The 22,827-nt window shown below is 39.9% G+C and carries 23 protein-coding genes; 6 read left to right on the top strand and 17 right to left on the bottom strand.

What is annotated here, in order from left to right; translation table 11 throughout:
- Positions 1 to 21: 21 nt before the first annotated feature.
- From KF872_06645 to KF872_06620, 6 genes are all read right to left on the bottom strand, one after another.
- Positions 22 to 657 (bottom strand): HAD family phosphatase, encoded by a 636-nt coding sequence (locus KF872_06645; protein ID MBX2903222.1) that lies wholly within the window; start codon positions 655 to 657, stop codon positions 22 to 24.
- A gap of 4 nt (positions 658 to 661) precedes the next feature.
- The gene (locus KF872_06640) at positions 662 to 1,192 is read right to left on the bottom strand and encodes an RNA methyltransferase (GenBank protein ID MBX2903221.1); all 531 of its coding nucleotides are present in this window, start codon (positions 1,190 to 1,192) and stop codon (positions 662 to 664) included.
- Positions 1,193 to 1,198: 6 nt separating this feature from the next.
- Entirely contained in the window at positions 1,199 to 1,648 is a 450-nt protein-coding gene (locus tag KF872_06635) for a hypothetical protein (protein MBX2903220.1), read from the bottom strand.
- A 33-nt stretch (positions 1,649 to 1,681) separates the two neighbouring features.
- Positions 1,682 to 3,034 (bottom strand): NAD-dependent succinate-semialdehyde dehydrogenase, encoded by a 1,353-nt coding sequence (locus KF872_06630; protein ID MBX2903219.1) that lies wholly within the window; start codon positions 3,032 to 3,034, stop codon positions 1,682 to 1,684.
- A 12-nt stretch (positions 3,035 to 3,046) separates the two neighbouring features.
- The gene (locus KF872_06625; protein ID MBX2903218.1) at positions 3,047 to 3,568 is read right to left on the bottom strand and encodes a hypothetical protein; all 522 of its coding nucleotides are present in this window, start codon (positions 3,566 to 3,568) and stop codon (positions 3,047 to 3,049) included.
- 75 nt (positions 3,569 to 3,643) lie between these two features.
- On the bottom strand, positions 3,644 to 4,468 hold the full coding sequence (locus KF872_06620) for an alpha/beta fold hydrolase (protein MBX2903217.1): 825 nt from the start codon (positions 4,466 to 4,468) through the stop codon (positions 3,644 to 3,646).
- 64 nt (positions 4,469 to 4,532) lie between these two features.
- Between KF872_06620 and KF872_06615 the strand changes: the two genes are divergently transcribed.
- Positions 4,533 to 5,609, top strand: coding sequence for a mechanosensitive ion channel family protein (locus tag KF872_06615; protein MBX2903216.1), 1,077 nt, complete (start codon positions 4,533 to 4,535; stop codon positions 5,607 to 5,609).
- On the opposite strand, the gene accC is transcribed toward KF872_06615, so the two are convergent.
- The 5 genes from accC to rpsO all read right to left on the bottom strand — a co-directional run bounded on the left by accC (position 5,606) and on the right by rpsO (position 11,055).
- On the bottom strand, positions 5,606 to 6,976 hold the full coding sequence (gene accC, locus KF872_06610; protein MBX2903215.1) for an acetyl-CoA carboxylase biotin carboxylase subunit: 1,371 nt from the start codon (positions 6,974 to 6,976) through the stop codon (positions 5,606 to 5,608). The two genes, KF872_06615 and accC, sit on opposite strands and share 4 nt — an antisense overlap.
- A gap of 36 nt (positions 6,977 to 7,012) precedes the next feature.
- Entirely contained in the window at positions 7,013 to 7,516 is a 504-nt protein-coding gene (accB, locus tag KF872_06605) for an acetyl-CoA carboxylase biotin carboxyl carrier protein (protein ID MBX2903214.1), read from the bottom strand.
- 164 nt (positions 7,517 to 7,680) lie between these two features.
- On the bottom strand, positions 7,681 to 8,241 hold the full coding sequence (gene efp / locus KF872_06600; protein MBX2903213.1) for an elongation factor P: 561 nt from the start codon (positions 8,239 to 8,241) through the stop codon (positions 7,681 to 7,683).
- Positions 8,242 to 8,422: 181 nt separating this feature from the next.
- Positions 8,423 to 10,558 carry a polyribonucleotide nucleotidyltransferase gene (gene pnp / locus KF872_06595; GenBank protein ID MBX2903212.1) on the bottom strand — a complete coding sequence of 712 codons (2,136 nt, stop codon included), beginning with the start codon at positions 10,556 to 10,558 and terminating at the stop codon, positions 8,423 to 8,425.
- 227 nt (positions 10,559 to 10,785) lie between these two features.
- On the bottom strand, positions 10,786 to 11,055 hold the full coding sequence (gene rpsO, locus KF872_06590; GenBank protein ID MBX2903211.1) for a 30S ribosomal protein S15: 270 nt from the start codon (positions 11,053 to 11,055) through the stop codon (positions 10,786 to 10,788).
- 212 nt (positions 11,056 to 11,267) lie between these two features.
- Here rpsO and ahcY point away from each other — a divergent pair, with 212 nt between their 5' ends.
- Entirely contained in the window at positions 11,268 to 12,584 is a 1,317-nt protein-coding gene (gene ahcY, locus KF872_06585; GenBank protein ID MBX2903210.1) for an adenosylhomocysteinase, read from the top strand.
- A gap of 97 nt (positions 12,585 to 12,681) precedes the next feature.
- Here ahcY and KF872_06580 read toward each other — a convergent pair whose 3' ends face one another.
- Both KF872_06580 and KF872_06575 read right to left on the bottom strand, forming a co-directional pair.
- Positions 12,682 to 13,743, bottom strand: coding sequence for an RluA family pseudouridine synthase (locus tag KF872_06580; GenBank protein ID MBX2903209.1), 1,062 nt, complete (start codon positions 13,741 to 13,743; stop codon positions 12,682 to 12,684).
- A gap of 1 nt (position 13,744) precedes the next feature.
- On the bottom strand, positions 13,745 to 14,707 hold the full coding sequence (locus tag KF872_06575; GenBank protein MBX2903208.1) for a carbohydrate kinase: 963 nt from the start codon (positions 14,705 to 14,707) through the stop codon (positions 13,745 to 13,747).
- 414 nt (positions 14,708 to 15,121) lie between these two features.
- Here KF872_06575 and KF872_06570 point away from each other — a divergent pair, with 414 nt between their 5' ends.
- Positions 15,122 to 16,072 (top strand): DUF898 family protein, encoded by a 951-nt coding sequence (locus KF872_06570; protein MBX2903207.1) that lies wholly within the window; start codon positions 15,122 to 15,124, stop codon positions 16,070 to 16,072.
- A 116-nt stretch (positions 16,073 to 16,188) separates the two neighbouring features.
- On the top strand, positions 16,189 to 17,517 hold the full coding sequence (icd, locus tag KF872_06565) for an NADP-dependent isocitrate dehydrogenase (protein MBX2903206.1): 1,329 nt from the start codon (positions 16,189 to 16,191) through the stop codon (positions 17,515 to 17,517).
- An 82-nt stretch (positions 17,518 to 17,599) separates the two neighbouring features.
- Here the strand turns inward: icd and KF872_06560 are convergent, their stop codons facing one another.
- The gene (locus tag KF872_06560) at positions 17,600 to 18,505 is read right to left on the bottom strand and encodes a DUF2911 domain-containing protein (protein ID MBX2903205.1); all 906 of its coding nucleotides are present in this window, start codon (positions 18,503 to 18,505) and stop codon (positions 17,600 to 17,602) included.
- A gap of 45 nt (positions 18,506 to 18,550) precedes the next feature.
- Complete coding sequence (locus KF872_06555) at positions 18,551 to 19,039, bottom strand: DinB family protein (GenBank protein MBX2903204.1); 489 nt, start codon at positions 19,037 to 19,039, stop codon at positions 18,551 to 18,553.
- Between the two features lie 69 nt (positions 19,040 to 19,108).
- Between KF872_06555 and KF872_06550 the strand changes: the two genes are divergently transcribed.
- Both KF872_06550 and porQ read left to right on the top strand, forming a co-directional pair.
- Positions 19,109 to 20,305, top strand: coding sequence for an aminotransferase class I/II-fold pyridoxal phosphate-dependent enzyme (locus KF872_06550; protein ID MBX2903203.1), 1,197 nt, complete (start codon positions 19,109 to 19,111; stop codon positions 20,303 to 20,305).
- Between the two features lie 67 nt (positions 20,306 to 20,372).
- A complete protein-coding gene (gene porQ, locus KF872_06545; protein ID MBX2903202.1) occupies positions 20,373 to 21,419 on the top strand; it encodes a type IX secretion system protein PorQ in 1,047 nt (348 codons plus the stop codon).
- 18 nt (positions 21,420 to 21,437) lie between these two features.
- On the opposite strand, the gene KF872_06540 is transcribed toward porQ, so the two are convergent.
- Positions 21,438 to 22,313 carry an NAD kinase gene (locus tag KF872_06540; GenBank protein MBX2903201.1) on the bottom strand — a complete coding sequence of 292 codons (876 nt, stop codon included), beginning with the start codon at positions 22,311 to 22,313 and terminating at the stop codon, positions 21,438 to 21,440.
- 56 nt (positions 22,314 to 22,369) lie between these two features.
- Positions 22,370 to 22,810, bottom strand: a complete 441-nt coding sequence (locus KF872_06535) for a type I restriction enzyme HsdR N-terminal domain-containing protein (GenBank protein ID MBX2903200.1) — start codon at positions 22,808 to 22,810, stop codon at positions 22,370 to 22,372.
- Positions 22,811 to 22,827: the final 17 nt, after the last annotated feature.

Genomic DNA, 22,827 nt, shown 5'->3' with positions numbered 1-22,827 from the left:
AATAAATACTATTTGGATGTTTTAGTAGGCTTCAAATAAATCGAATAGTTTATTTCTATCGGTAAGATGGTGGGTTTGTATGTGTAGAGCTGCAGCTGCCTGTATGTTTTCGGCTTTATCGTCTATAAATAAAGTGTCGTTGGGATTTAGAAATTGTTCCTGCAGCAGCAGTTCGTATATTTCAATTTCCGGTTTACGGAAGCCTGTTTCGTTTGAGTAATAGGTGTGGTGAAAAAAATTGGCAAATTTATTTTCGTTCAATAGTTCTTGTGCGGCCTTGTCTATGGCTGCTACGTGAATTTCGTTTATGTTGCTCAGCGCAAAAATTCTGTATTGGTTTTTTAGTTGGCGCAGCAATTTGAATTTAGGTGCGGGGTAGGCAATAAGTATGCTGTTCCATGCAGCATCAATTTCAAGATCGGTAACATTGGGTTTTAAATACTTTTTGAGGCTGTTGCGAAATTCCTGCGCTGTAATTTGTCCTTTCTCAAATAGGTCGAAAAGTTTGTCTTGCTTAGAATAAGAAACTATGGTTGAAAAATCTACGGTAGCTAATTTTTGAAATTCGGCTATGGTAACGTTATAGTCAATATCCACCAATACGTTTCCAATATCGAATACAATATTTTTAATGGAAGAAAAAGAAGGCTTCAACATACGGTTAAGTATAAAAATTTCTTGCAGCTTCCCATAGCACCACACCTGCGCTTACTGCAATGTTTAATGAATGTTTACTGCCGTATTGTGGAATTTCTACACAATAATCGCTTATAGAAACAATAGATTGCTGAACACCTTCAACTTCGTTTCCAAAAACTAATGCAGTTGGTTGGCATAGGAGTGGAGATAGTGCTTGTAATGAAGTACTGTTTTCTGCTTGCTCAATGGCAATAATTTGGTAGTTGTTTGCACGTAGTTCTTGTATGGCATCTTCAATCTGTGCAAAGTGTTTCCATGCTACGGTTTCGGTGGCGCCAAGTGCTGTTTTTTGAATGTCGCGGTGAGGCGGTGTGCCTGTAATGCCGCATAAAAACAGGGCTTCTACCGGAAATGCATCGCAACTTCTAAATACGCTGCCTACATTCAAATGGCTGCGGATGTTATCTAATACTATTACAATCGGCATTTTTTTTACGGTTGAAAATTGGTGTTTTTCAACCCTGCCCAGTTCATCGTTGCTAAGTTTTCGCATACACTTTTATACATTGAATAATGCTTGTAGAGCATTCCACAACTGTTTTTTGTATTCTGGTTTGGTATGAAGCATTTGCAGTGGTGCGCTTCGCAGTATTTTTATGCCTTGTAGCGATACTGTTTCATACAGCGGTAGCTGAAGGTTTTTGCCCAAGGTATATTTAAGGTTGCTGAATATCAACACCACTTCAGGTTGAAATTGTGCTGTTATTTGCTGAAGCGAAAGTGTGTCTGTATCTAAGTTTTGGAGCGTGAAATCGTTTGGTTGAAGTTTGGCGGCAGCAAGGATTTTATGTAGTAAGTCTAAGTCTTGCGATGTAGTTTGCTCATTGGTTTGGTGCAATACAAGCACTTTTACTTTTTGTTGAAATGGCGTATTTAGTTCAATACCCGAAAATACTTTTTGGGATGCAAAGAGTTGCGAAGGATTTTGAATAGATAGAGAGTTCACCATGCTAAAATAGAACTGTGTTTTTTTTAGCTGCTGCTATTTTATGAACACCGTTTTTATGTTTACAAATTCTTTTAGTCCGTATTCGCTGAGTTCTCTGCCATAGCCACTCTGCTTAATGCCTCCAAAGGGCAAGCGCACATCGCTTTTTACGATATCGTTTACAAATACATTGCCCGATTCTATTTGTGGAATAAGCGCTTCGGCTTGTGCGAGGTCTGATGTCCAAATAGAAGCACCCAAGCCATATTTCGATTGGTTGGCCAAGGTAACGGCATGCTGCTCGTTTTCGGCTTTCACAATGGAAAACACGGGTCCAAAAATTTCTTCTTCAAATGCTGTATTGCCCGGTTTTACTTGTGTGAGTATGGTGGGGCATACATAGTTGCCAATAGCAGGAATGGATTGTGGCGAACGGTGTGCTACTGCACCTTGTGCAATGCTGTTTTCTATTTGTTGTAGTACCTTTTGTTGTAAATCTTTTCGCGCCAATGGCCCAATTTGTGTACTGTTTTCTAAAGGATTACCTACTTGCAGTGCAAAAACGGCTTGCGTGAGTTCTTGAGTAAATGCTTCAATTTTTTCTTTTACCACAATAAAGCGTTTAGCTCCATTGCATGCTTGCCCGGCATTGATGCTGCGCGATTTTATGGCTCCGGCTACTGTGGTTGGTATGTGTGCGTCTTTCAATACAATAAATGCATCGTTTCCGCCTAGTTCCATTACTACTTTTTTTAGATGCTTGCCTGCTTGTGCTGCAATTATGCTGCCGGTGGTATCGCTGCCGGTAAAGCTAGTGCCTCTAATTTGTGGATGTGCAATAAGATTGGCAGCATCGGCATTGCTTAGAAAGTAATTTTTAAAGATTCCATTTTCAAAACCTGCATCGGTAAAAAGCTGCTCGATGGCTTGTGCGCATTGGGGTACCGAAGGTGCGTGTTTTAAAATTACGGCATTGCCTGCATACAAGGCCGGTACAGCAAACCGAAGCACTTGCCAAAAGGGAAAATTCCAAGGCATGATGCAGAAGATAATTCCCATGGGTTCGTAAGTAATGTAACTTCTGCTGGCGGCTGTTTCTATAATTTGAGGTGCTAAAAATTTAGAGGCGTGGCTTCCGTAGTAATCGAAAAGGGTGAGTGATTTTTCTATTTCATATTCTGCTTCGCGAAGTGGCTTTCCCATTTCGAGCGTAATGATGGCTGCTAATTCTTTTTTTCTCTCTTTTAGCAGCTGCGCTAATTGCTGTAAGTATCGGTTTCTTTCTTCAATACTTGTTTGCTTCCATTTTGTATGGGCACTTTCCGAAACCGTAATATCCGGAAAGGCATGAAACTCAAAAGTATGTAGCAATTCGCCTGTGGCGGGATTGCGGCTTTCGTACAGCATAATGCTCAAGTTTTATTGGGGATAAAATACGTGTGTGCAGGCGTAGTTCATGGAGCCTACGGTGTATTCCATATTCATGGTAATTCTTCCGTTGGCAGGGTTTATGGTGCCTATGCCATACACCGAAATACCACCTGCATTTTGTTGCGGAATTTCTAACGAGTTGCCTCTATTGGCTTTATCGGTTCTAATAATTGCCGATACAGGTACTCCCATGTTTAAGAAGTTGGAAATGTTTAGTCTATAGCGGTAATTAGGAAAAGAGTCAATAAATGTTTGGTAGGGAGTTCCTCCGGCATAACCTTGCCCACCGGAGCATTGTTGCTCATACACAAGATAGCCTTTTACATATTTTTTATTGGCATTTTGGTTGCAACTGTCGCCTTCTAAGCCATCGGCACAGTAGCATTCGCCTTCAAAACATTGGCGGTTAGCTCCGCAAAATATATCAGCACAATTTTTTTTGTTGCATCCGGCAATGCTTAAAATTCCAAGTGTTCCAAGTGTAAAAAGTAACAACAACCAATGTTTCATAATTTGTTTTTTGTGTGCACAAACTTAGTTGAATACTCTAAAGCATTATTTAAAAAAGTGAAAAGAATGTAAGGTTTATGAGTTAAAGAAAGCGATAGTGGATTGAAGTGCCAAATCGGTGAACAGCGGCAGCGAGGTTGGGAGCCAGGGATGCGAAGCGCCAAAGGTATGATTGCCGTTTTCTATGGCAACTAATTGGGCATTGGGTTGGTGTTTTTTTAGGTCTTGGGCTGCACTAAATGGAACTGTTTCATCTTGTGTGCCATGTACTATCAATAAAGGAATTTGCAGGCATTTTACCCTAGATGGAATGTGTAATCTTTCAATATTAGTTTCGTAATCTTGGTATAGCTGCCAGTAAATTGGCAGTTGTTGTTTGGTTCTGTTATTGGGAATATAAATTACACCTTCTCGTTTCATTTTTTCCATTTCAACAGTTTTCCAAAAGTTGCCAAATTCGCTTACGCTGCCCCATACAGCTACTTTTGCAATGTTGTGGTCTTCGGCTGCTTTTAGTATAGAAATTCCACCTCCTCGGCTATGTCCTAAAAGATAAATGGGTATTGAAGTTTGTATAAGGTTGAAATACTGCATTGCAAATTCAATTACAACACCTAAATCATCTACTTCTTTTGAAATATTATTATTGCCAAATGCTTCAATATCTGCAAAGGAATCTGGTTGTTCAACGGTAGTTCCATTGTGCGAAAAATTAAAGGTGATGCAAGCAAAATTGTATTGTGCAAAAGCAGCTGCCATTAGTGGAAATGCACCCCAATCTTTAAAGCCTTTAAAACCGTGGCTGAAAATAACAATGCCTTTTGGTGTGCTTGGCGGTGTGTAGGTATCGGCAAGAAATTTGCGTTGGCAGCTGCCGATTAAAATGTGTGAAGTTTTCATGAATTGAGTAAAGTGTAAACATAAGTTTAGAAATAAGATTCTTTCGGCTTTTTATATTTGCGGCATGGATGAAATTCTTCAGCACAAGTTCTTTCATAATACAGTTGAACATTGGCTCATATCTTTAAGTATTGTGTTTGGAACAGTACTTTTTGCCAGGCTTATATACCGTTTGGTAAACTTTACTATAAAGCAATTTACTTCGCGAACAGCTACTAAGTTAGATGATGTAATTTTAGAACAATTACGCCCGCCTGTAATCTTTGCTATTATTCTTACGGGTTTATGGTTTTCTATAAACAGGCTGCGATTTCCGAGTAAAGTAGAACATGCTGTTGAACGTGCGTTTGTAATTTTAATTTCAATTGTAATTACATGGTTATTGGTGCGTGTAATAAACGCACTTATAAAAGAGTTTTTGCTGCCTTATTCACAGCGTGGAGAAACTAACTTAAACGAACAGCTTATTCGCCTTATACAGCAAGTGGTTAAAGTGGTGCTGTGGTCTTTGGGCTTAATTGTAGGCTTAAACAATGCAGGGTTTGATGTGGGTGCACTTATTGCCGGATTGGGAATTGGCGGTTTGGCATTGGCACTTGCAGCACAAGACACCGTAAAGAATATGCTGGGCGGTTTAATTTTATACCTCGATAAGCCCTTTAAGGTGGGCGACCGCATTATTATTGATAGTTTCGATGGTGTTGTGAGTGAAATAGGTATTCGCAGCACGCGTGTAAAAACCTTGGAAGGTAGGTTGGTAACATTTCCAAACGGGCAACTTTCTGAAAAGCCAATCGAAAATTTTTCGCAAGGACCCAATGTAAGAGTTACCAATGTGCTTGGTTTAGTACAGAGTACTACACCGGAAAAGGTACACGAAGCTATTGCTATTCTTTGGCAAATTGCGGCTGAAAAAAAGGGTTATTTATCTGAAGATTCGGTTGTGCTGTTTGAACAGTTTTCGGCTTATGCGTTGGATATTAAGTTTGTGTACTTTATTAAACCCAATGCAGATATTGCAAAGGTGCGCACCGAAGTGAATTTGGAAATTTTAGAACGCTTTAGCAGGGCAAGAATTGAATTGGCATTTCCTACCCGCACTATTGTTGTGGATGGTAAAAAAGAAGACAGCTCTCTTTAAGAAACCATTTGAATATCTTTCATGGCACTAACGTAATCGAAACGTTCCAATAAGCCTGTATCGTATTGCCCCTTACGGAATGCTTCGTTATCCATGAGTGCAATATGAAATGGAATGGTAGTTTTTACACCTTCAATTATGAACTCCTGCATGGCACGTTTCATTTTTACGATGGTTTCTTCGCGTGTTTTAGCACGGCAAATTACTTTTGCCAAAAGTGAATCGTAATAAGGTGGAATGGTATATCCGGCATAAACGTGTGTATCTACGCGTACTCCATAGCCTTTTGGTGTATGCAATGCCACAATCTTTCCGGGGCTGGGTGCAAAGTTATGAAATGGATCTTCGGCATTTACCCTGCATTCAATAGCGTGCATTTTTTCAGGAAAGTATTTCATACCCGAAATTTTTTCACCGGCTGCTAATAGAATTTGTTCCTTAATTAAATCAAAGTCCATTACTTCTTCTGTAACCGGATGCTCTACTTGTATGCGGGTATTCATTTCCATGAAATAGAAGTTTTTGTGCTTATCTACCAAAAACTCTATGGTTCCTACACCTTCGTATTTAATGGCTTCTACAGCTTTTACGGCAGCATCGCCCATTTTTTTTCTTACTTTTTCATCAATAAAAGGCGAAGGGGCTTCTTCTACCAATTTTTGATGCCTGCGTTGTACGCTGCAATCGCGTTCGCTCAGATGGGTACCTGCGCCATATTGGTCGCCTGCTACTTGTATTTCGATGTGGTGTGGCTCTTCGATAAATTTTTCCATGTACATGCCATCGTTGCCAAAGGCAGCACCTGCTTCGGTTCGTGCGGTGTTATAGGCTCGTTCTATTTCGGCTTCTTCGCGTACTATACGCATACCTTTTCCTCCTCCACCTGCTGTGGCTTTTAGTATAACCGGATAGCCAATCTTTTTTGCCAATTTTTTAGCGTCAGCCAGTGTTTCTACTAAACCTTCGCTGCCGGGAATACATGGCACTCCGGCTTTTATCATACTTTCTTTGGCGCTAATTTTATCGCCCATGGCGCGAATTTGCTCTGCTGTGGGACCAATAAATTTAATGCCGTATTTGGTGCAGGTTTCTGCAAAAACGGCATTTTCGGCTAAGAAACCATAACCGGGGTGAATGGCATCGGCAGCTGTAAGTTCTGCGGCTGCCATAATGTTTTGAATATTTAAATAGGAGTCTTTTCCGCGTGGTGGGCCAATACAAATGGCTTCGTCTGCAAAGCGCACATGGAGCGATTCGCGGTCGGCAGTGGAATATACGGCAACGGTTTTTATGCCCATTTCGCGGCAGGTACGAATAATGCGTAGTGCTATTTCACCGCGGTTGGCTATTAGTATTTTCTTAAACATGATATTCTATTAGCAGCTTAGCTAATTAGTGAAAGGCTAATTAACTTTTTCAATCAAGAAAAGTGGTTGGTCGTATTCAACAGGAGAGGAGTCTTCTGCCAAAATTTTTATGACACGTCCTTCGCCACCATCAAATTCAATTTCATTAAAGAGTTTCATGGCTTCTATAATACAAAGTACATCGCCATTTTTTACGGTATCGCCTACTTTTACAAACACATCTTTATCTGGCGATGGTTTGCGGTATAGTGTACCAATCATGGGCGATTTGAATACAAATGTATTTGCCGGAGTAGTTTCTTGTTTAGGTGTTTCCGATTTTTGGGTAGCAGTTTCTGTTACAACCGGTGGTGAAGAAATGGCCATTTGCGGTACTGCCATTGTAGCCGGGGCTTGGTAGGTTACCGGTATGGCAGTGGCTATTGGTTCTTCGCCTTTGTTGGTGATTTTTATCTCAAAATCGCCTTGTTTTATCTTTAAACCGCTGATGTTGCTTTTGCTTACCAGCTTAATGAGTTCCTGAATTTCTTTAAATTCCATGATGAACAATTTGTTTTAAATGCAAGAGCATATTTTAAGTGTGCAGTATTACTTTTTCTATAATGAGTAAATTCCTCGCAATAACTGCCGCAGTACAGTGTATAAAATATGTTCTCTTGGATTAGGAAGTAATTCTAAAACTATTTTTACTAAAATACAATTATTTATGCTCTATCCATGTAGGCACGTGTGCGGGCATCTATTTTAATTTTATCGCCAGCTTCTACAAATAATGGTACTTTAATGGTGGCGCCTGTTTCTACTAAACAGTTTTTGGTAATGTTGGAGGCGGAGTTCCCTTTTACGTTAGGATCGGCTTGTGTTACTTCCAAAATTACAAAATTAGGAAGCTCGCAAGCTAAAATTAGGTTTTGTTCTTCATGCACTACTACATCGCACACATCGCCTTCTTTTAGGAGGTCGTTGTTTTCAATCATGTTTCCATCAATAGAAATTTGATCGAAAGTTTCTTGGTCCATAAAGTTATAGCCATTATCGTCTGTATATAAAAATTGGTGTGGCTTGCGAATTACACGGGCGGTAACAATTTCGTGACCGGAAGGGAAGGTATGCTCTAATACTCTGCCGGTTCTAAAACTTTTCATTCTGCAACGAACAAATGCGTTGCCTTTGCCTGGTTTAACGTGTTGAAACTCAATGAACTGAAAAATGTCGTGATTCCATTCTATACACAATCCGTTGCGGATGTCTGCGGTTGTTGCCATGCTGTTATCTTTTTGTTTTTGCGTTGCAAGAATAGTAAAATAGTGCGAAGTTAGGAGGCGGGTATGGGGGAAATATTGGGTTGTGGCTTTTGGGGTAGAAATGTTTGGTTGCAGGATGGTTTGTTTTGAAAAAAAAAACGGGCTGTAACTTATTGCTACAGCCCGCTTTGATTATTATATTTTAGTTGGCACTTGGCTTGTCTAACAAAACTTTTCGGCTTAGTTTAAACTTGCCTGTTTTAGGTTCAATTCCAAGTAGTTTTACTTTAATAACTTCGTTTTCTTTTAGTACTCCATCCATAGATTCTAAGCGTTTGTGGCTTATTTCGGAGATGTGAAGCAATCCTTGTTTACCGGGTAAAAATTCTACAAATGCTCCGTAAGGCATAATGCTTTTTACGGTGGCTTCGTACACTTCTCCTACTTCGGGAACTGCTACAATTCCTTCAATCCATTTTGCTGCTGCATCTAACCCATCTTTGTTTGGAGAGAAAATTTCTACAATTCCTTTGTTTCCTACTTCTTCGATGGTAATGGTTGTGCCTGTTACAGCTTGTATTTCTTGAATTACTTTTCCTCCGGTTCCAATTACTGCGCCAATAAATTCTTTTTCAATTTCTATCACTACAACTCTTGGAGCGTTTGGTTTGTAATCTTCGCGAGGGGCTTGCAGCGATTCTGTCATTTTGCTTAGAATGTGCAATCTACCTTGCTTTGCTTGGTTGAGTGCTTCCATTAGGCGCTCGCGGCTTAGTCCGTCAATTTTTATATCCATTTGGCAAGCGGTAATGCCGTTTTCGGTTCCGCAAACTTTAAAGTCCATATCGCCTAAATGGTCTTCATCGCCAAGAATATCAGAAAGAATGGCATAGTTGCCGTCTTTATCTGTAACCAATCCCATGGCAATACCGCTTACGGGTTTTGCGATTTTTACACCTGCATCCATAAGTGCTAATGTGCCTGCACAAACGGTTGCCATGCTGGAAGAGCCGTTTGATTCTAAAATATCGCTTACTACGCGGATGGTGTAAGGCGAATCTTTAGGAACTACAATTTGTAAAGCTCTTAATGCCAAGTTTCCGTGTCCAATTTCTCTGCGTCCTGTGCCGCGTGGTACTCTAGCTTCTCCGGTGCTAAAACCAGGGAAGTTATAGTTGAGCATGAACTTTTTTTCTTCGTTGATAACTACGCCATCTACTGTTTGTTGGTCGAGTTTGGTGCCGAGTGTTACGGTGGTGAGCGATTGGGTTTCGCCACGGGTAAAAATGGCAGAGCCGTGGGCGCCCGGTAAGTAATCTACTTCTGTCCATATTGGGCGAACTTCGTCCATTTTACGACCATCTAAGCGTTTCTTTTCGGTAAGCATTACTTTGCGTACGGCTTCTTTATGTACTTTGTGGAAGTATTGCCCGATAAGCCATGCGTTTTCTTTGGCTTTTTCTTCGCCTGCTTCGGTGGTGTATTGTGCAATAAACTCATTCTCTACGGCTTCAAATTTTTCACTTCTAAGATGTTTATCGGCAAGTCCTTCTCTAGCAATGGCTGCACACTTTTCAAAAGTAGCATCCCATACTTTTTTCTTTAAATCTTCATCGTGTTTTTCGTGGCAGTATTCGCGTTTTGTTTGGGTTCCTTTTTCGGCTTCTAATTGGCGAATTACTTGGATGTGGCTTTTAATAACATTGTGGGCAAAAGAGATGGCTTCAACCATGTCGGTTTCGCTTATTTCTTTCATTTCACCTTCTACCATTAGAATATTTTCGGCAGTGGCGGCTACAATCATATCAATATCTGCAACTTCGGATTCTACTTCACTTTTCTTAGGATTAATCACTAATTGTCCGTTTATTCTGGCCACGCGCACTTCGCTAACCGGTTCAGAGAATGGAACGGTAGAAACTGCTAGGGCGGCAGAAGCGGCTAAACATGCTAGGGCATCGGGTAGTTCGTTGGCATCGGCAGAGATGAGTTGAATCATTACTACTACATTGGCATGGAAATCGTCTGGAAATAATGGACGAAGTGCTCTATCTACCAAGCGGCTTACTAAAATTTCGTGTTCGTAAGGTCTGCCTTCGCGTTTAAAGAATCCTCCCGGAAATTTTCCAAGGGCGGCAAAGCTTTCGCGGTATTCAACGGTGAGGGGCATAAAATCTACTCCTTCTTTGGCAGTTTTATCTGCACAAACGGTGGCGAGTAGCATAGTGTTACCATATTTTACTACGGCACTTCCATCGGCTTGTTTGGCTAATTTTCCGGTTTCAATTTCTACTAAGCGACCATCGCCTAAATCAACTGTTTTTTTGATAATGTTCATCCTATTATTGTTTTTATCTTTTCCTTAATTTTTCTTGAAAATAATGGTTGCTATGGAATTTGCAACCTAACTTTATGTGGCGGCAGCAAGAGGTGAGTGCCGTTAAAGTTTTTTGAGTGGATTTGTGGTGTTGTGTTTGCAGGGTAGTTTCCTCTTGTGCTACCGCTGTTCATCTATTATTTAAAATAAAAATGGTTGGCGACTTACCAACCATTTTTAAGTTTATATTACTTACGAATGTTTAATTTTTCTATAAGTGAACGGTATCCGTTCAAATTTTCGCGCATAAGGTAGTTAAGTAATCTTCTGCGTTTACCAACCATTTTTAAAAGCGAACGTGTGTTAGCATGGTCGTTTTTATTTGTTTTCAGGTGCTCGCTGATGTGGTTGATACGGTTAGTGAACAACGCAATTTGGCCTTCGGTAGAACCGGTATTGTTTTCGTTTCCGCCAAATTCTTTGAAGAGATTCTTCTTTACTTCTTTCGTTACTTGCATAAAATTCGTCAAATGAGGCGCGAATATACAAACCTTTTTTCGTTTTCCAAAAGTGGTATCTAAATAATTGAAAAGAACACGGTTTTATTTTTGGGTAATAGATAGTAGGAGTGAGGTATGGAAGAAATTTTAAGGTGTTAAATAAATGCTTGTGCTGTGTAAGGCTTTTAGTTAGAGCTATATTCATTATATTCGCCACCGAAAATTTTAATATGTCAGTAACAACAGAATCTCGCCTTCAATATAAAGTGAAGGATATTGCGCTTGCCGAATGGGGGCGGAAGGAAATTAAATTAGCTGAAGCCGAAATGCCGGGCTTAATGTCGCTTAGAAAGGAATTTGGTACTACCAAGCCTTTGGCGGGCGCACGTATTGCCGGTTGCTTGCACATGACAATACAAACCGCTGTGTTAATTGAAACATTGGTGGAGTTGGGTGCAGATGTAACCTGGAGTTCTTGCAATATTTTCTCTACACAAGACCATGCTGCGGCTGCTATTGCGGCTGCCGGTATACCGGTATATGCTTGGAAGGGAATGAATGAGCAGGAGTTTGACTGGTGTATTGAGCAAACTCTATTTGCATTTAAAGATGGGCAACCATTAAATATGATTTTAGACGATGGTGGCGATTTAACCAATATGGTTTTAGACCGCTATCCGGAATTAGTAGCAGGAATAAAAGGTTTGAGTGAAGAAACTACTACCGGAGTACACCGCTTGTATGAGCGTGTGAAAAAGGGAGCTTTACCTATGCCTGCAATAAATGTAAACGATTCTGTAACTAAATCTAAGTTCGATAATAAATATGGATGTAGGGAATCGTTGGTAGATGCAATTCGCAGAGCTACCGATTTAATGTTGGCAGGAAAAGTGGCCGTAGTTGCCGGTTATGGCGATGTGGGTAAAGGCTCGGCAGAATCGTTGCGCGGTGCAGGTTGCCGAGTGTTGGTTACAGAAATTGACCCTATTTGTGCTTTACAAGCTGCCATGGATGGATACGAAGTGGTTACAATGGATGAAGCTGCAACACGTGCCAATATTTTTGTTACTGCCACAGGAAACGTAAAAATTATTTGCGACCGCCACTTTAAAGCCATGCGCGATAAAGCAATTGTGTGCAATATCGGGCATTTTGATAACGAAATTGATATGGCATGGTTGAATACTAATTATGGGGCTACGAAATACTCTATTAAACCGCAGGTAGATGTATTTAATGTAGATGGCAAAGAAGTAATTGTATTGGCAGAAGGGCGCTTGGTAAATTTAGGTTGCGCAATGGGGCATCCTTCTTTTGTAATGAGCAATTCGTTCTGTAACCAAACTTTAGCACAAATTGAATTGTGGAATTACAGCAATAAGTACGAGAATAAAGTGTATGTGCTGCCTAAGCATTTAGATGAAAAGGTTGCGATGTTGCACTTAGAACATATTGGTGCCAAATTGGAAACGCTACAGCAAGAGCAAGCCGATTACATTGGCGTAAGTGTCTCAGGACCGTTTAAATCAGACCACTACAGATATTAATACCGTTTAGGCATTAGTAACTGTTTAAGCGCAGATGGGGGCTTCCTATCTGCGCTTTGTTTTTTTTAGAAAGGTGTGGAGTTTGAGATAGAAATACTTACTCTTCTAGTTTTTTGCTGAGGTCGAGCCAGTACCTGCGCCATTTTTCGAGAATGGTTTGGAAATCGGGCGGCAGTTCTTTTTCAAAAAACATTTCTTTTCCGGTTACAGGGTGCTTAAACCCAAGTATGGCAGCGTGGAGTGCTTGTCGCGGAAGTATTTCAAAGCAGTTTTCTATAAACTGTTTGTATTTGGTATGGATAGTTCCTTTTAGTATTTTATTGCCTTCGTAGCGTACATCGCCAAAGAGTGTGTGCCCGATGTGTTTCATGTGTACGCGGATTTGGTGGGTTCTCCCTGTTTCGAGTTGGCACTCTACGAGTGTAACATAATTTAGCCGCTCTAAAACTTTATAGTGGGTTATAGCTGGCTTACCAAAGGAGCCATCGGGAAATACTTCCATTTGCATACGTTGGCGAGAATGCCTGCCAATATGTGCATCTACGGTTCCTTGGTTTTCGGCAATATCGCCCCATGCTAGTGCTATATATTTTCTTTGGATGGTGCGATCGAAAAATTGTTTTGCCAAATGAGCTAATGCTTGTTCCGTTTTGGCAATTACCATTACGCCTGTGGTGTCTTTGTCTAAGCGGTGTACCAATCCCGGGCGGAAAGGCTCTTTGGATGGCGGCAATTGCTCGAAATGATACATGGCGGCATTGATAAGTGTACCGCGTGGATTGCCTAAACCCGGATGCACTACCAAATTTGCCTGTTTATTTATTACCATCAGGCTTTCGTCTTCATATAAAATTTCGAGGGGAATATTTTCGGGAGTGAGGTCGTAGTTTTCGCTGTGTTTAGGGAAAATGAGCAGTACGCTATCGTTTGGCCTAATCTTGTAATTGCTTTTAACCGGTTTTCCGTTTACAATAATGTTGCCTGCTTCTGCAGCGTATTGTATTTTGGTGCGGCTGATATTACTGGTGAGGCGATTGGCTAAAAACTTATCTATGCGTTCGGTTTGCTGGCCAGCATCAATTTTTAGGGTTACTTCTTGTAGCAGTTCGTCTCCGGAGGTGCTGTTGTCGTCAAGTTCAAAATCTTCGGTTGTACTCATATTATTTGAAGCCTTTAAGGTCTTCTTTGGTGGCAGCACTTACTCCTACGCGTTTGCATACTTTAGATGCTACGTGGTTGGTAAATCTGCAAATATCTTTTAATTCCATTTTATGCACCATTGCCAGTGCGGCAGCGGCAATTACGGTATCTCCGGCTCCGCTTACATCGGCAGCGTTGATTGGTTTTACGGATATGGTATCGCTTTCTCCGGCTTCGTTGCTATAAAAAGCTCCATATTGCGATAAGGTAAGCAGCAGGTTTCTAAAGCGGTTTTTGCGTTTTAATTCTTCGGCTGCTTCGTTGAGGGAGGTAAGGTTTTTTGGGTGAATTTTCATTTGCAAGGCGGCAGATAATTCTTTCAAGTTGGGTTTAAAGAGGGCTACATTTTGGTATTCAAAGAAGTTTTTTTCTTTGGGATCTACGCACACGGGAATACCTAATTTGGTGGCTAAAAGCAAGGTTTGTTTTATTACTTTTTTGGTAAGCACGCCTTTGTTGTAGTCTTGAAGAATAATAATGTCTATTTTTTCTTTGCGTAGTATTTCGTTTAGCTTAAGGAGTAGCTGCTCTTCTTCCGGTTTAGAAATATCATCGGTTATTTCTTCATCGTAGCGCATTACTTGTTTGTCTTCATCAAAAATGCGTGTTTTTACGGTAGTAACTCTTTCTTCGCTTACAATAAAATGGTTATTTTTTAAACCCTTTTCGCGTAAAATTTTGAGTAATTCTTTTGCGTAATGGTCATCGCCAGTAACTGTAAGAATATGTGGTTTGGCGCCTAAACCTTTTATATTTAGTGCCACATTGGCGGCTCCGCCTGCTCTAATTTCTTTAGTATCAATTTCTACTACCGGAACCGGAGCTTCGGGCGAAATTCTATTTATTTCGCCAAACAAGTAGCTATCTACCATTACATCGCCTACTATTAAAACCTGTGTTTTAGTAAAGTTTGGAAGTTTCAATGCTGCGGAAGTGTTTTTATATTTTTTGAAATTACGGCTGCGAAAGAACAATTTTAGTTTGAAGAAGTGAAGCGGAAGCAAGCAGTATTTTTGTAGCTACTAAATGGACTTGCCGATATGGATATTGTGGGCTACATTTACCGAATTAAAATAAAAAAGCCCCGATGTTCACCGCATCGGGGCTGTTACCATATTTTGAATATGGCAACAAAATCAACAGCGTTGCAAATGTAGCAACTTAGCAGAACTGCTCTTTACATTTAACACATAATCTTTTTAGTATCTTTTAATTTATTGATAATTAAAGAGTTATCAATGCAAAATATGAATGCATGTTTTTTGTAAAATGTTAATTTTTTAACTAAAATGGACTTTTTTTGTTAGAGGAAGGCAAAGCATTAGCTTTGATTCAATATGGATGGTATTAAGAGAACCCGTTTTAAGTTTCATGGCTCCGGCAGTGCGCTTTTGGGTATTTATTTTTTGAATTTAATATTTGTAATACTTACGCTTGGCTTGTATTATCCGTGGGCAAGGGCAAAGCTTATACAGTATTTTTATGGCGAAACGGAATTAGAGGGTAGCCGTTTCCAATTTCATGGCACGGGAAAAGAAATGTTTTTGGGTTTTATTAAGGCAGTGGCGGTGGTGGCATTTTTGTATGCGGCATTGTTTGCTGCACAGTTATCTGGAATTGCAGCTGTGCGCATTGGCGCTTTTGCACTTTATTTTTTGGTGTTTATAGCCATTGTGCCATTTGCCATACATGGTGCATTGCGCTATCGGCTGAGTAGAACTTCATACAAGGGTATTCATTTTGGCTATAGGGGCAACTTAAAAGAATTGGTAGTACTTTTTGTGAAGGGAACATTGCTTTCAATAGTTACACTGGGAATTTATGGCCCTTGGTTTGAGGCGGCATATCGGCAATATACGATTGGAAAAATTAGGGTTGGCAATGCCTCTTTGGAGTACGATGGCGGGGGCAATACTTTGTTTCTAATTCATTTCAAAGGAATTGTTTTTAGCATACTTACCTTGGGCGTATATGTATTTTGGTATATTAAGAATCTTTATCATTTTCAAATTAACCATGTAAAAATCCGGCAGGGCAACACGTCTTTTCGGCTAAATACCAGTGTTACTGCAGGAGATGTTTTTGCCATTACCATTGCAACTTATGCTGCACTTTTTACGTTGGGTTTGGCGTTGCCGTGGGCTGTAGTGTATAGTTATAGAGTAATTCTTAACTCAATTTCCATAGAAGAGGGTTTTGATCCTGAGCAGTTGGAGCAAACCGAAGAAGATTACAACGATGCCACCGGAGAAGATTTAACAGATATGCTGGATATTGGCATGGTTTAAATTATTATTAAATATATCGTGAAGTTCGATTTCACTTTTTCAAAAATCATTTTAGGTTCGCATTTTACACAAAACGAAAAACGAGTTTATTATTCAACAATTAAATTAAATACGAAATGGGAGAGAAAATAAGTATCAGCCGTGGGAAATTGAAAGTACCCAACAACCCAATTGTTCCGTTTATTGAAGGCGATGGCACCGGGCCGGATATTTGGAAAGCATCGGTAAAAGTATTGGATGCCGCAGTAGAAAAAGCCTATAAAGGCAAAAGAAAAATAGAGTGGAAAGAAGTATTGGCAGGCGAAAAGGCGTTTAATAAAACAGGCAATTGGTTGCCTGATGAAACGCTGGCAGCATTTAATGAATATTTGGTGGGAATTAAAGGCCCGCTTACTACTCCGGTAGGTGGCGGTATTCGCTCACTGAATGTTGCTTTGCGTCAAATTTTAGATTTGTATGTGTGTCTTCGTCCGGTAAAATACTATGCCGGAACTCCATCGCCCGTTAAAAAACCGGAAGCTGTGGATATGGTAATTTTCCGTGAAAACACAGAAGATATCTATGCCGGAATTGAATATGCAGGCGGGAGCGAACAAGCCAACGAAATATTAAAATTCTTGAAGAAAAAGTTTGAAAAGGAATTTGGTAAAATTCGTTTCAACGATAAAAAGCGTGGTAAAGATTATCTGAAGTTGGCTCGTTTAAAGGATGCCGACTTTGAAACTTGTGTGGGAATAGGTATTAAACCTGTTTCAAAAATTGGTTCACAGCGTTTAATTCGCTCGGCAATTGAATATGCACTTTCTCAAAAGCGCAAAAGCCTTACGCTGGTTCATAAGGGAAACATTATGAAGTTTACTGAAGGTGCTTTCCGCGATTGGGGTTACCAAGTGGCAGAAACCGAATTTGGCGATAAAACATATACATGGAGCCAATGGGAAAAAACTAAAAAAGAAAAAGGTGAAGCTGCTGCCAACGAGGAGCAAAAGCAGGCTTTGGCAAGTGGTAAATTGTTGGTAAAAGATGCAATTGCCGATATTACCTTGCAGCAGGTTTTAACCCGTCCAGAAGATTTTGATGTAATTGCAACTTTAAACTTAAATGGCGATTACCTAAGCGATGCATTGGCTGCACAAGTTGGCGGTATAGGTATTGCTCCGGGAGCCAATATCAATTATGTAACCGGACACGCTATTTTTGAAGCAACACACGGCACTGCTCCCAAATATGCCAATTTAGATAAGGTAAATCCGGGTTCTGTAATTTTATCGGGAGCCATGATGTTTGAATACTTTGGTTGGGATGAAGCTGCAAAACTCATTCACAAAGGTTTAAGCGGTGCTATTGCCGGAAAAAGAGTTACTTACGATTTTGCGCGCCTAATGGATGGTGCCACCGAAGTAAAATGCAGCGAATTTGGCGATGAAATTATCAAGCACTTTTAGTATTGGTAGTTTTACGATTACGCAATAAAAAAAGCGGCTCTTCAAATTTTTGGAGAGCCGCTTTTTATTTAGGATACACTGTTTATTTTTTCTTTCCTTTTGCAGGGGCTGGAGCTTTGTAATCGGGTTGTGCTTTTATTTCGGCAATTAGTTTTTCGTTCATTTTTACATAATCGTCATTGCTAGCTTCTTTAGCTTTGGTTAAAGATAATTCGGCACTGGCAATAGCATTGTTATAGTCTTTCAATTTGTATTGAATTTTTGCTTTAAGATGGCTCATCCAAAAAGCATAAGGGCTAATTTCTACTGCTTTTGTGCTCCACTCCAATGCTTTGTTTAAGTCTTTATTGTTTTCGTAATAGTAAGTAGCCGCTTGGTGATATGGGCGTTTGTCGGCAGCCATTTCTTTATCAATAGCTTTCATAATAGTAGCATCAATATCGGCAGTAATGGTAAACGATACTAAGGTTTTGTCCCATTTCAATTGAATATCTGCTTGTGTTGGTTTTATGTTTTGAACATCTATGGTAAATGTTTCAACTGCATCGTTTAGCAATACCGGTTTTACAGGAATACGCACTATGTCGTTTTCTATTTTGTAAGCAGTGGCTGAGGTTACATTCAAATCTTTTGTAAGAATAACTTGCCATTCGTTTTCGCCCGGAATGGTTAGTAAGCCGTATTTTCCTTTTTCTATTTTGGTATGGTCTATGGTTACGTTTTCGCCAAATTCGATGGTGGTAGCGGCATTGGCTCCGGTACGCCAAACTTTACCGAAAGGAACTACATCGCCAAAAATTTTTCTGCCTTTTTTACCGGGGCGAGAGTATTCTAGTTCTACAAACGAAGTAGCAAATTGTTGCTTTAATGTTTGCGATGGACTTGGTGGTGGCGTTGGCAAAGATTGTGCAAATCCGGTGTGTACACTTGCTAATAGTGCAGTTGCCAAAAATGATTTGGCAATAAAATGATTGATAGTTGATTTCATATTGTATTGATGTGTTGTTTTAAAATGTTGTTTATTAATATCTTTTTATTGCAAGCGCATGTATGCAATTAAATCGGTGTTTTCTAACTGAGTATGTCCTAAAGCGCGCAGCATGGTAATTACTTGCCCGCGGTGGAAACTGCCGTGGTTCACAACGTGGAAAAGAATATCTTCTACAGGTTGCGAAAATTCTAAGCCTTTTAAATTTTTATAGTGAATAAGGGAGTCTAAAAATGCCCTGTCTTTGGTAGCAATAAAGTCATGCAATGCTTTTGAATTGGCAGCAAAGGCATCTAATGCTTCATTAAAATTTCCGGTGAAACTTTCGCTGGGCCAAGTGCTAATTTGCCCGCCTTGAAGGCGCGTAAACCAAACCACTTCGGCATCCCAAATATGGTAGATGGTTTTTTTGAGTGTGTTGAAACTGCTGGGTGTTTCTTTTTCAATTAAATCGGGAGAAACTGTTTTGAGCAAACCTGCAATTTTGTTGTTTGCCCAATGGCTGTATGCCAAGTGGCGTTGAATATTGTACATCTAATTTTAATTTTAGCGACTGCGAATGTATATGCTTAAAAGCTACTTTCGTCTAAAAAGTTCATAATAATGAAGAAAAAGGAAAGCCTATCAATAGAAACTATTTGCGCGAGTGATGCAGGCTTAAATGTGTTGAATGCACACGCTGTTCCGGTATTTGCTTCTTCCACATTTATTTATGAGTCGCCTACCGAAGCAGCAAAAATTTTTGCAAGCCAAAGCGAAGGTTTTATTTACAGCCGATGGAGCCACCCCAATGCAGAACTTATAGAAAATAAGATTGCTAAGTTAGAATCGTATGGCTTGCCCAATACCGCAAGGGCACTAGCTTTTTCATCGGGCATGGCAGCATTCAATGCATTGTTTCAATCGCTGCTGCAAACAGGCGATACAGTGTTGGTTCAAGGAAATATTTATGGCACTTCGGTAGATTATTTCAACCATTTTGGAAAGCAGTTTGGAATAAAAGTAATTTATGAAGACTTTAAAGATTTTGAAGCACTGCACCAACACTGCAAGCAGCATCGCATTGGTGTGTTGTATGCCGAAACGCCATCTAACCCAACCGTAAATTGCTACGATATAAAAAAGCTCAGCGCCATTGCTCATCAATACGGCTGTAAGCTTTGTGTAGATAATACTTTTGCCACTCCTTTATTACAGCAGCCATTGCAGTATGGTGCCGATTTTGTGCTGCATTCTGCTACTAAATTTTTAAACGGGCATGGCAATGCGCTTAGTGGAATTATTGTTTCGTGCGATATAGAATTTATGCAAAATCAATTGTGGAAAGTACGCAAACTGCACGGAAGCATTGCGCCTCCATTTGATGCTTGGCTGTTGAATAACGGTATAAAAACATTGCCGTTGCGGATGGATAAGCATTGTAAGAATACGATGGAAGTAGCCACCTTTTTGAGCAAACATAAGGCGGTTGCCACTGTAAACTATCTTGGTTTGCAGCACCATGAAGATTACAAACTTGCAAAAAAGCAAATGAAAGATTTTGGAGGCGTATTAAGTTTTGAGTTAAAGCAAGGCTTAAAGGCAGGAAAGAAATTGATGGAGCGTTTAAAAGTTTGTAGACTAACCGCATCGCTGGGAACTTGCGATACTTTAATTCAGCATCCGGCCAGTATGAGCCATTCTTTTGTGCCGCAAAGCCAGCGCGAAAAATTTGGTATTACCAATGGTTTGGTGCGTTTAAGTGTTGGGTTAGAGAATATAAACGATATTTTAAATGATTTAGAGCAGGGCTTAAAGTAAACAAATGTTTTGCTGCACACAATAATAGTTTCAATTTTACGATATACTTGCGCTGCATTTTTTGCTGGTGAAGAACTATTTACATTTCTTTTTATTACTGCTTGTTTATGATGTTGCTGCCCAGAATCCGGTAGGAGGAAGTGCTGCAATTTCGTTTTTAAGTACTCCGTTTAGTGCACGTGTGCAGGCAATGGGCGGTATTAACCAAACATTGTTTGGCGATGATGTTTCTTTAGGATATTCAAATCCTGCAACATGGAATAAAAAGATGCATAAAACCGTAGCGTTTGGTACCTCTTTTTTGCCTGGTGCCGTAAACTCTGGAAACATAACTTACGCACATCACTTCGATAAAAAAGCAACTTTTGGTTTTGGTATGAACTACATTGCCTATGGTAGCATTACACGTACCGATGAAAGTGCCAATGAAATAGGAAAAATGAATGCCGCTGAGTTTGTATGGTATGGCGGGAGTGCATATCATTTTGCAAAAATTCTTTCGGTAGGAGCCAATGCCAAGTTCTTTTATTCGCAGTTGGCAGAGTTTAGTAGCGTAGGTATGGCGGCAGATATAGCATTTAGCGTAAACGATACGGTACGGCATTTAAGTGCTACACTTTCGGCAACCAATATTGGCGGGCAGTTTAAGCCGTATCGCAAAGGCAATCATGAAATGTTGCCCTTTGATTTGCGTTTGGGATTTGCGTTTGGTTTCAAAGGTTTCCCAATTAAATTTCACATGACTATTCACGATTTGCACCGTTGGAATATCCGCTACAGCAATCCAAACGAAAGCACTAATTCCAATTTATTCGACCAAGCGAATACCACTCCAAAGAAAGATATTGGCGATGAAATTTTCAGGCACTTTATTATTGGTGCCGAAGCCAATATTAAGAAAGTTGTACGCTTGCAGTTTGCATACAATCACCAACGCAGGCAGGAGCTAAAACAGGAAAATGTGCGTGGTATTGCAGGTATTTCTTTTGGCTTGGGAATTCATGTTAAGTTTTTGGATATTCAGTATGGTTTGAATCCTGCTGCACTGGGTAAAACTACTAACCACCTCACTTTTGCACTCAACATTGCCAAGTTGCCTAAGCGCAAAAAATGAGATTGCAAGGCAATAAAATCAATTCCTCTGATCTGCACCCCAGTTTAGTTTATTTTTAAGAGCCGTAAGGAAATTCATATCGGTTAAGCGCACCAAATTTACGCAAAAATCTGCTTTGCGAATGGCAATTTGGAAACTGCTGTCTATACTTTCAAAGCGCGAATCGAGCGTGCACAAAAAACTTTTACTGCGTCCGGTAACCTCAAAGGAGAGTACCACTTTATCGCTTACCACCATTGGGCGCACATTAAGGTTGTGCGGAGCAACCGGTGTAATTACAAAGTTATCTGCCGTGGGATATAGTATGGGACCTCCGCAACTAAGTGAGTAGCCGGTAGAGCCTGTAGGGGTGCTTACTATTAAGCCATCTGCCCAATAGGAGTTCAATAGCTCTCCGTTCAAGTATGTATGAACGGTAATCATAGATGAATTGTCTTTGCGTTGAATCGTCATTTCATTCAATGCAAAATTCTGATTGCCAAAAATTGGTTTGTTGCATTCTAAAGCAAGCAGGGTACGTTTGTCTATAATATAGTTGCCTCTTTCTACGGCTTCTACAATTTGTTCAATATGATCTTTGCCTATATTGGCTAAAAAGCCCAAACGACCAAAGTTAATGCCAACTAAAGGCGTTTCTTTATCTTGAATAAAAGTTACACACTCTAGTATAGTGCCATCGCCACCCATGCTAAACACATATTCTACATCGTTTTTTACCTCTTCGAAATTTTGATAGAGTTCTGCCTCAAACGAAAGGTTGAGTTGGTCTTTAAGCAATGCAGCAAAATCTCTTTGCATAGCCACTTTTCTACCATGTTTTTTTAGGCAATCAAAAAGTTTTTGGGCATAAGGAGCATTGGCTGCCTTAAAGTTTTTGCCGTAAATAGCAATCATATAAAGCTAAGGTGCGTAAAGTTTCTGAGTTATAGAAAATTGGCGTTGAATTTGTTTTAGGCAGGTGGTTTTTCAGGAATTTCGTTTAGTAGTTTTAGGTTTCCGGTTGCTTGGTAGCAGAAGTTCTGTTTTCCATTACTTATCCATAAGTAAGGAACAGAAAGCGCTTGGTTGTAAACTAAAATTTGGTTGAGTGTTTGTTCATTCAATTCAATATGCTGCGCTTTGCATTCTACCATTAAGTAAGGTTTTCCTACACGGTCAAAAACTAGAATATCGAAGCGTTTGGTAAGGCCGTTTACTTCTATGGCACGCTCTATGGCAATTAGATTTTTAGAATAATTTTTTTCAAAAACCAAATAGTGTAAAATATGCTGGCGCACCCATTCTTCGGGCGTGAGCAAAACTTTTTTCTTTCTAACAATATCGAAAATAAAGCGCCCTTGCAGCGTATCTTCAATTTGAAAATTGTAAGAATTAAATACAACTTGGGTCATGCAAAAAAATTAGTTCA

The sequence above is a fragment of the Chitinophagales bacterium genome (assembly GCA_019638515.1).
GTDB lineage: Bacteria > Bacteroidota > Bacteroidia > Chitinophagales > LD1 > UBA7692.
This window is presented reverse-complemented; position numbering and strand designations above follow the sequence as displayed.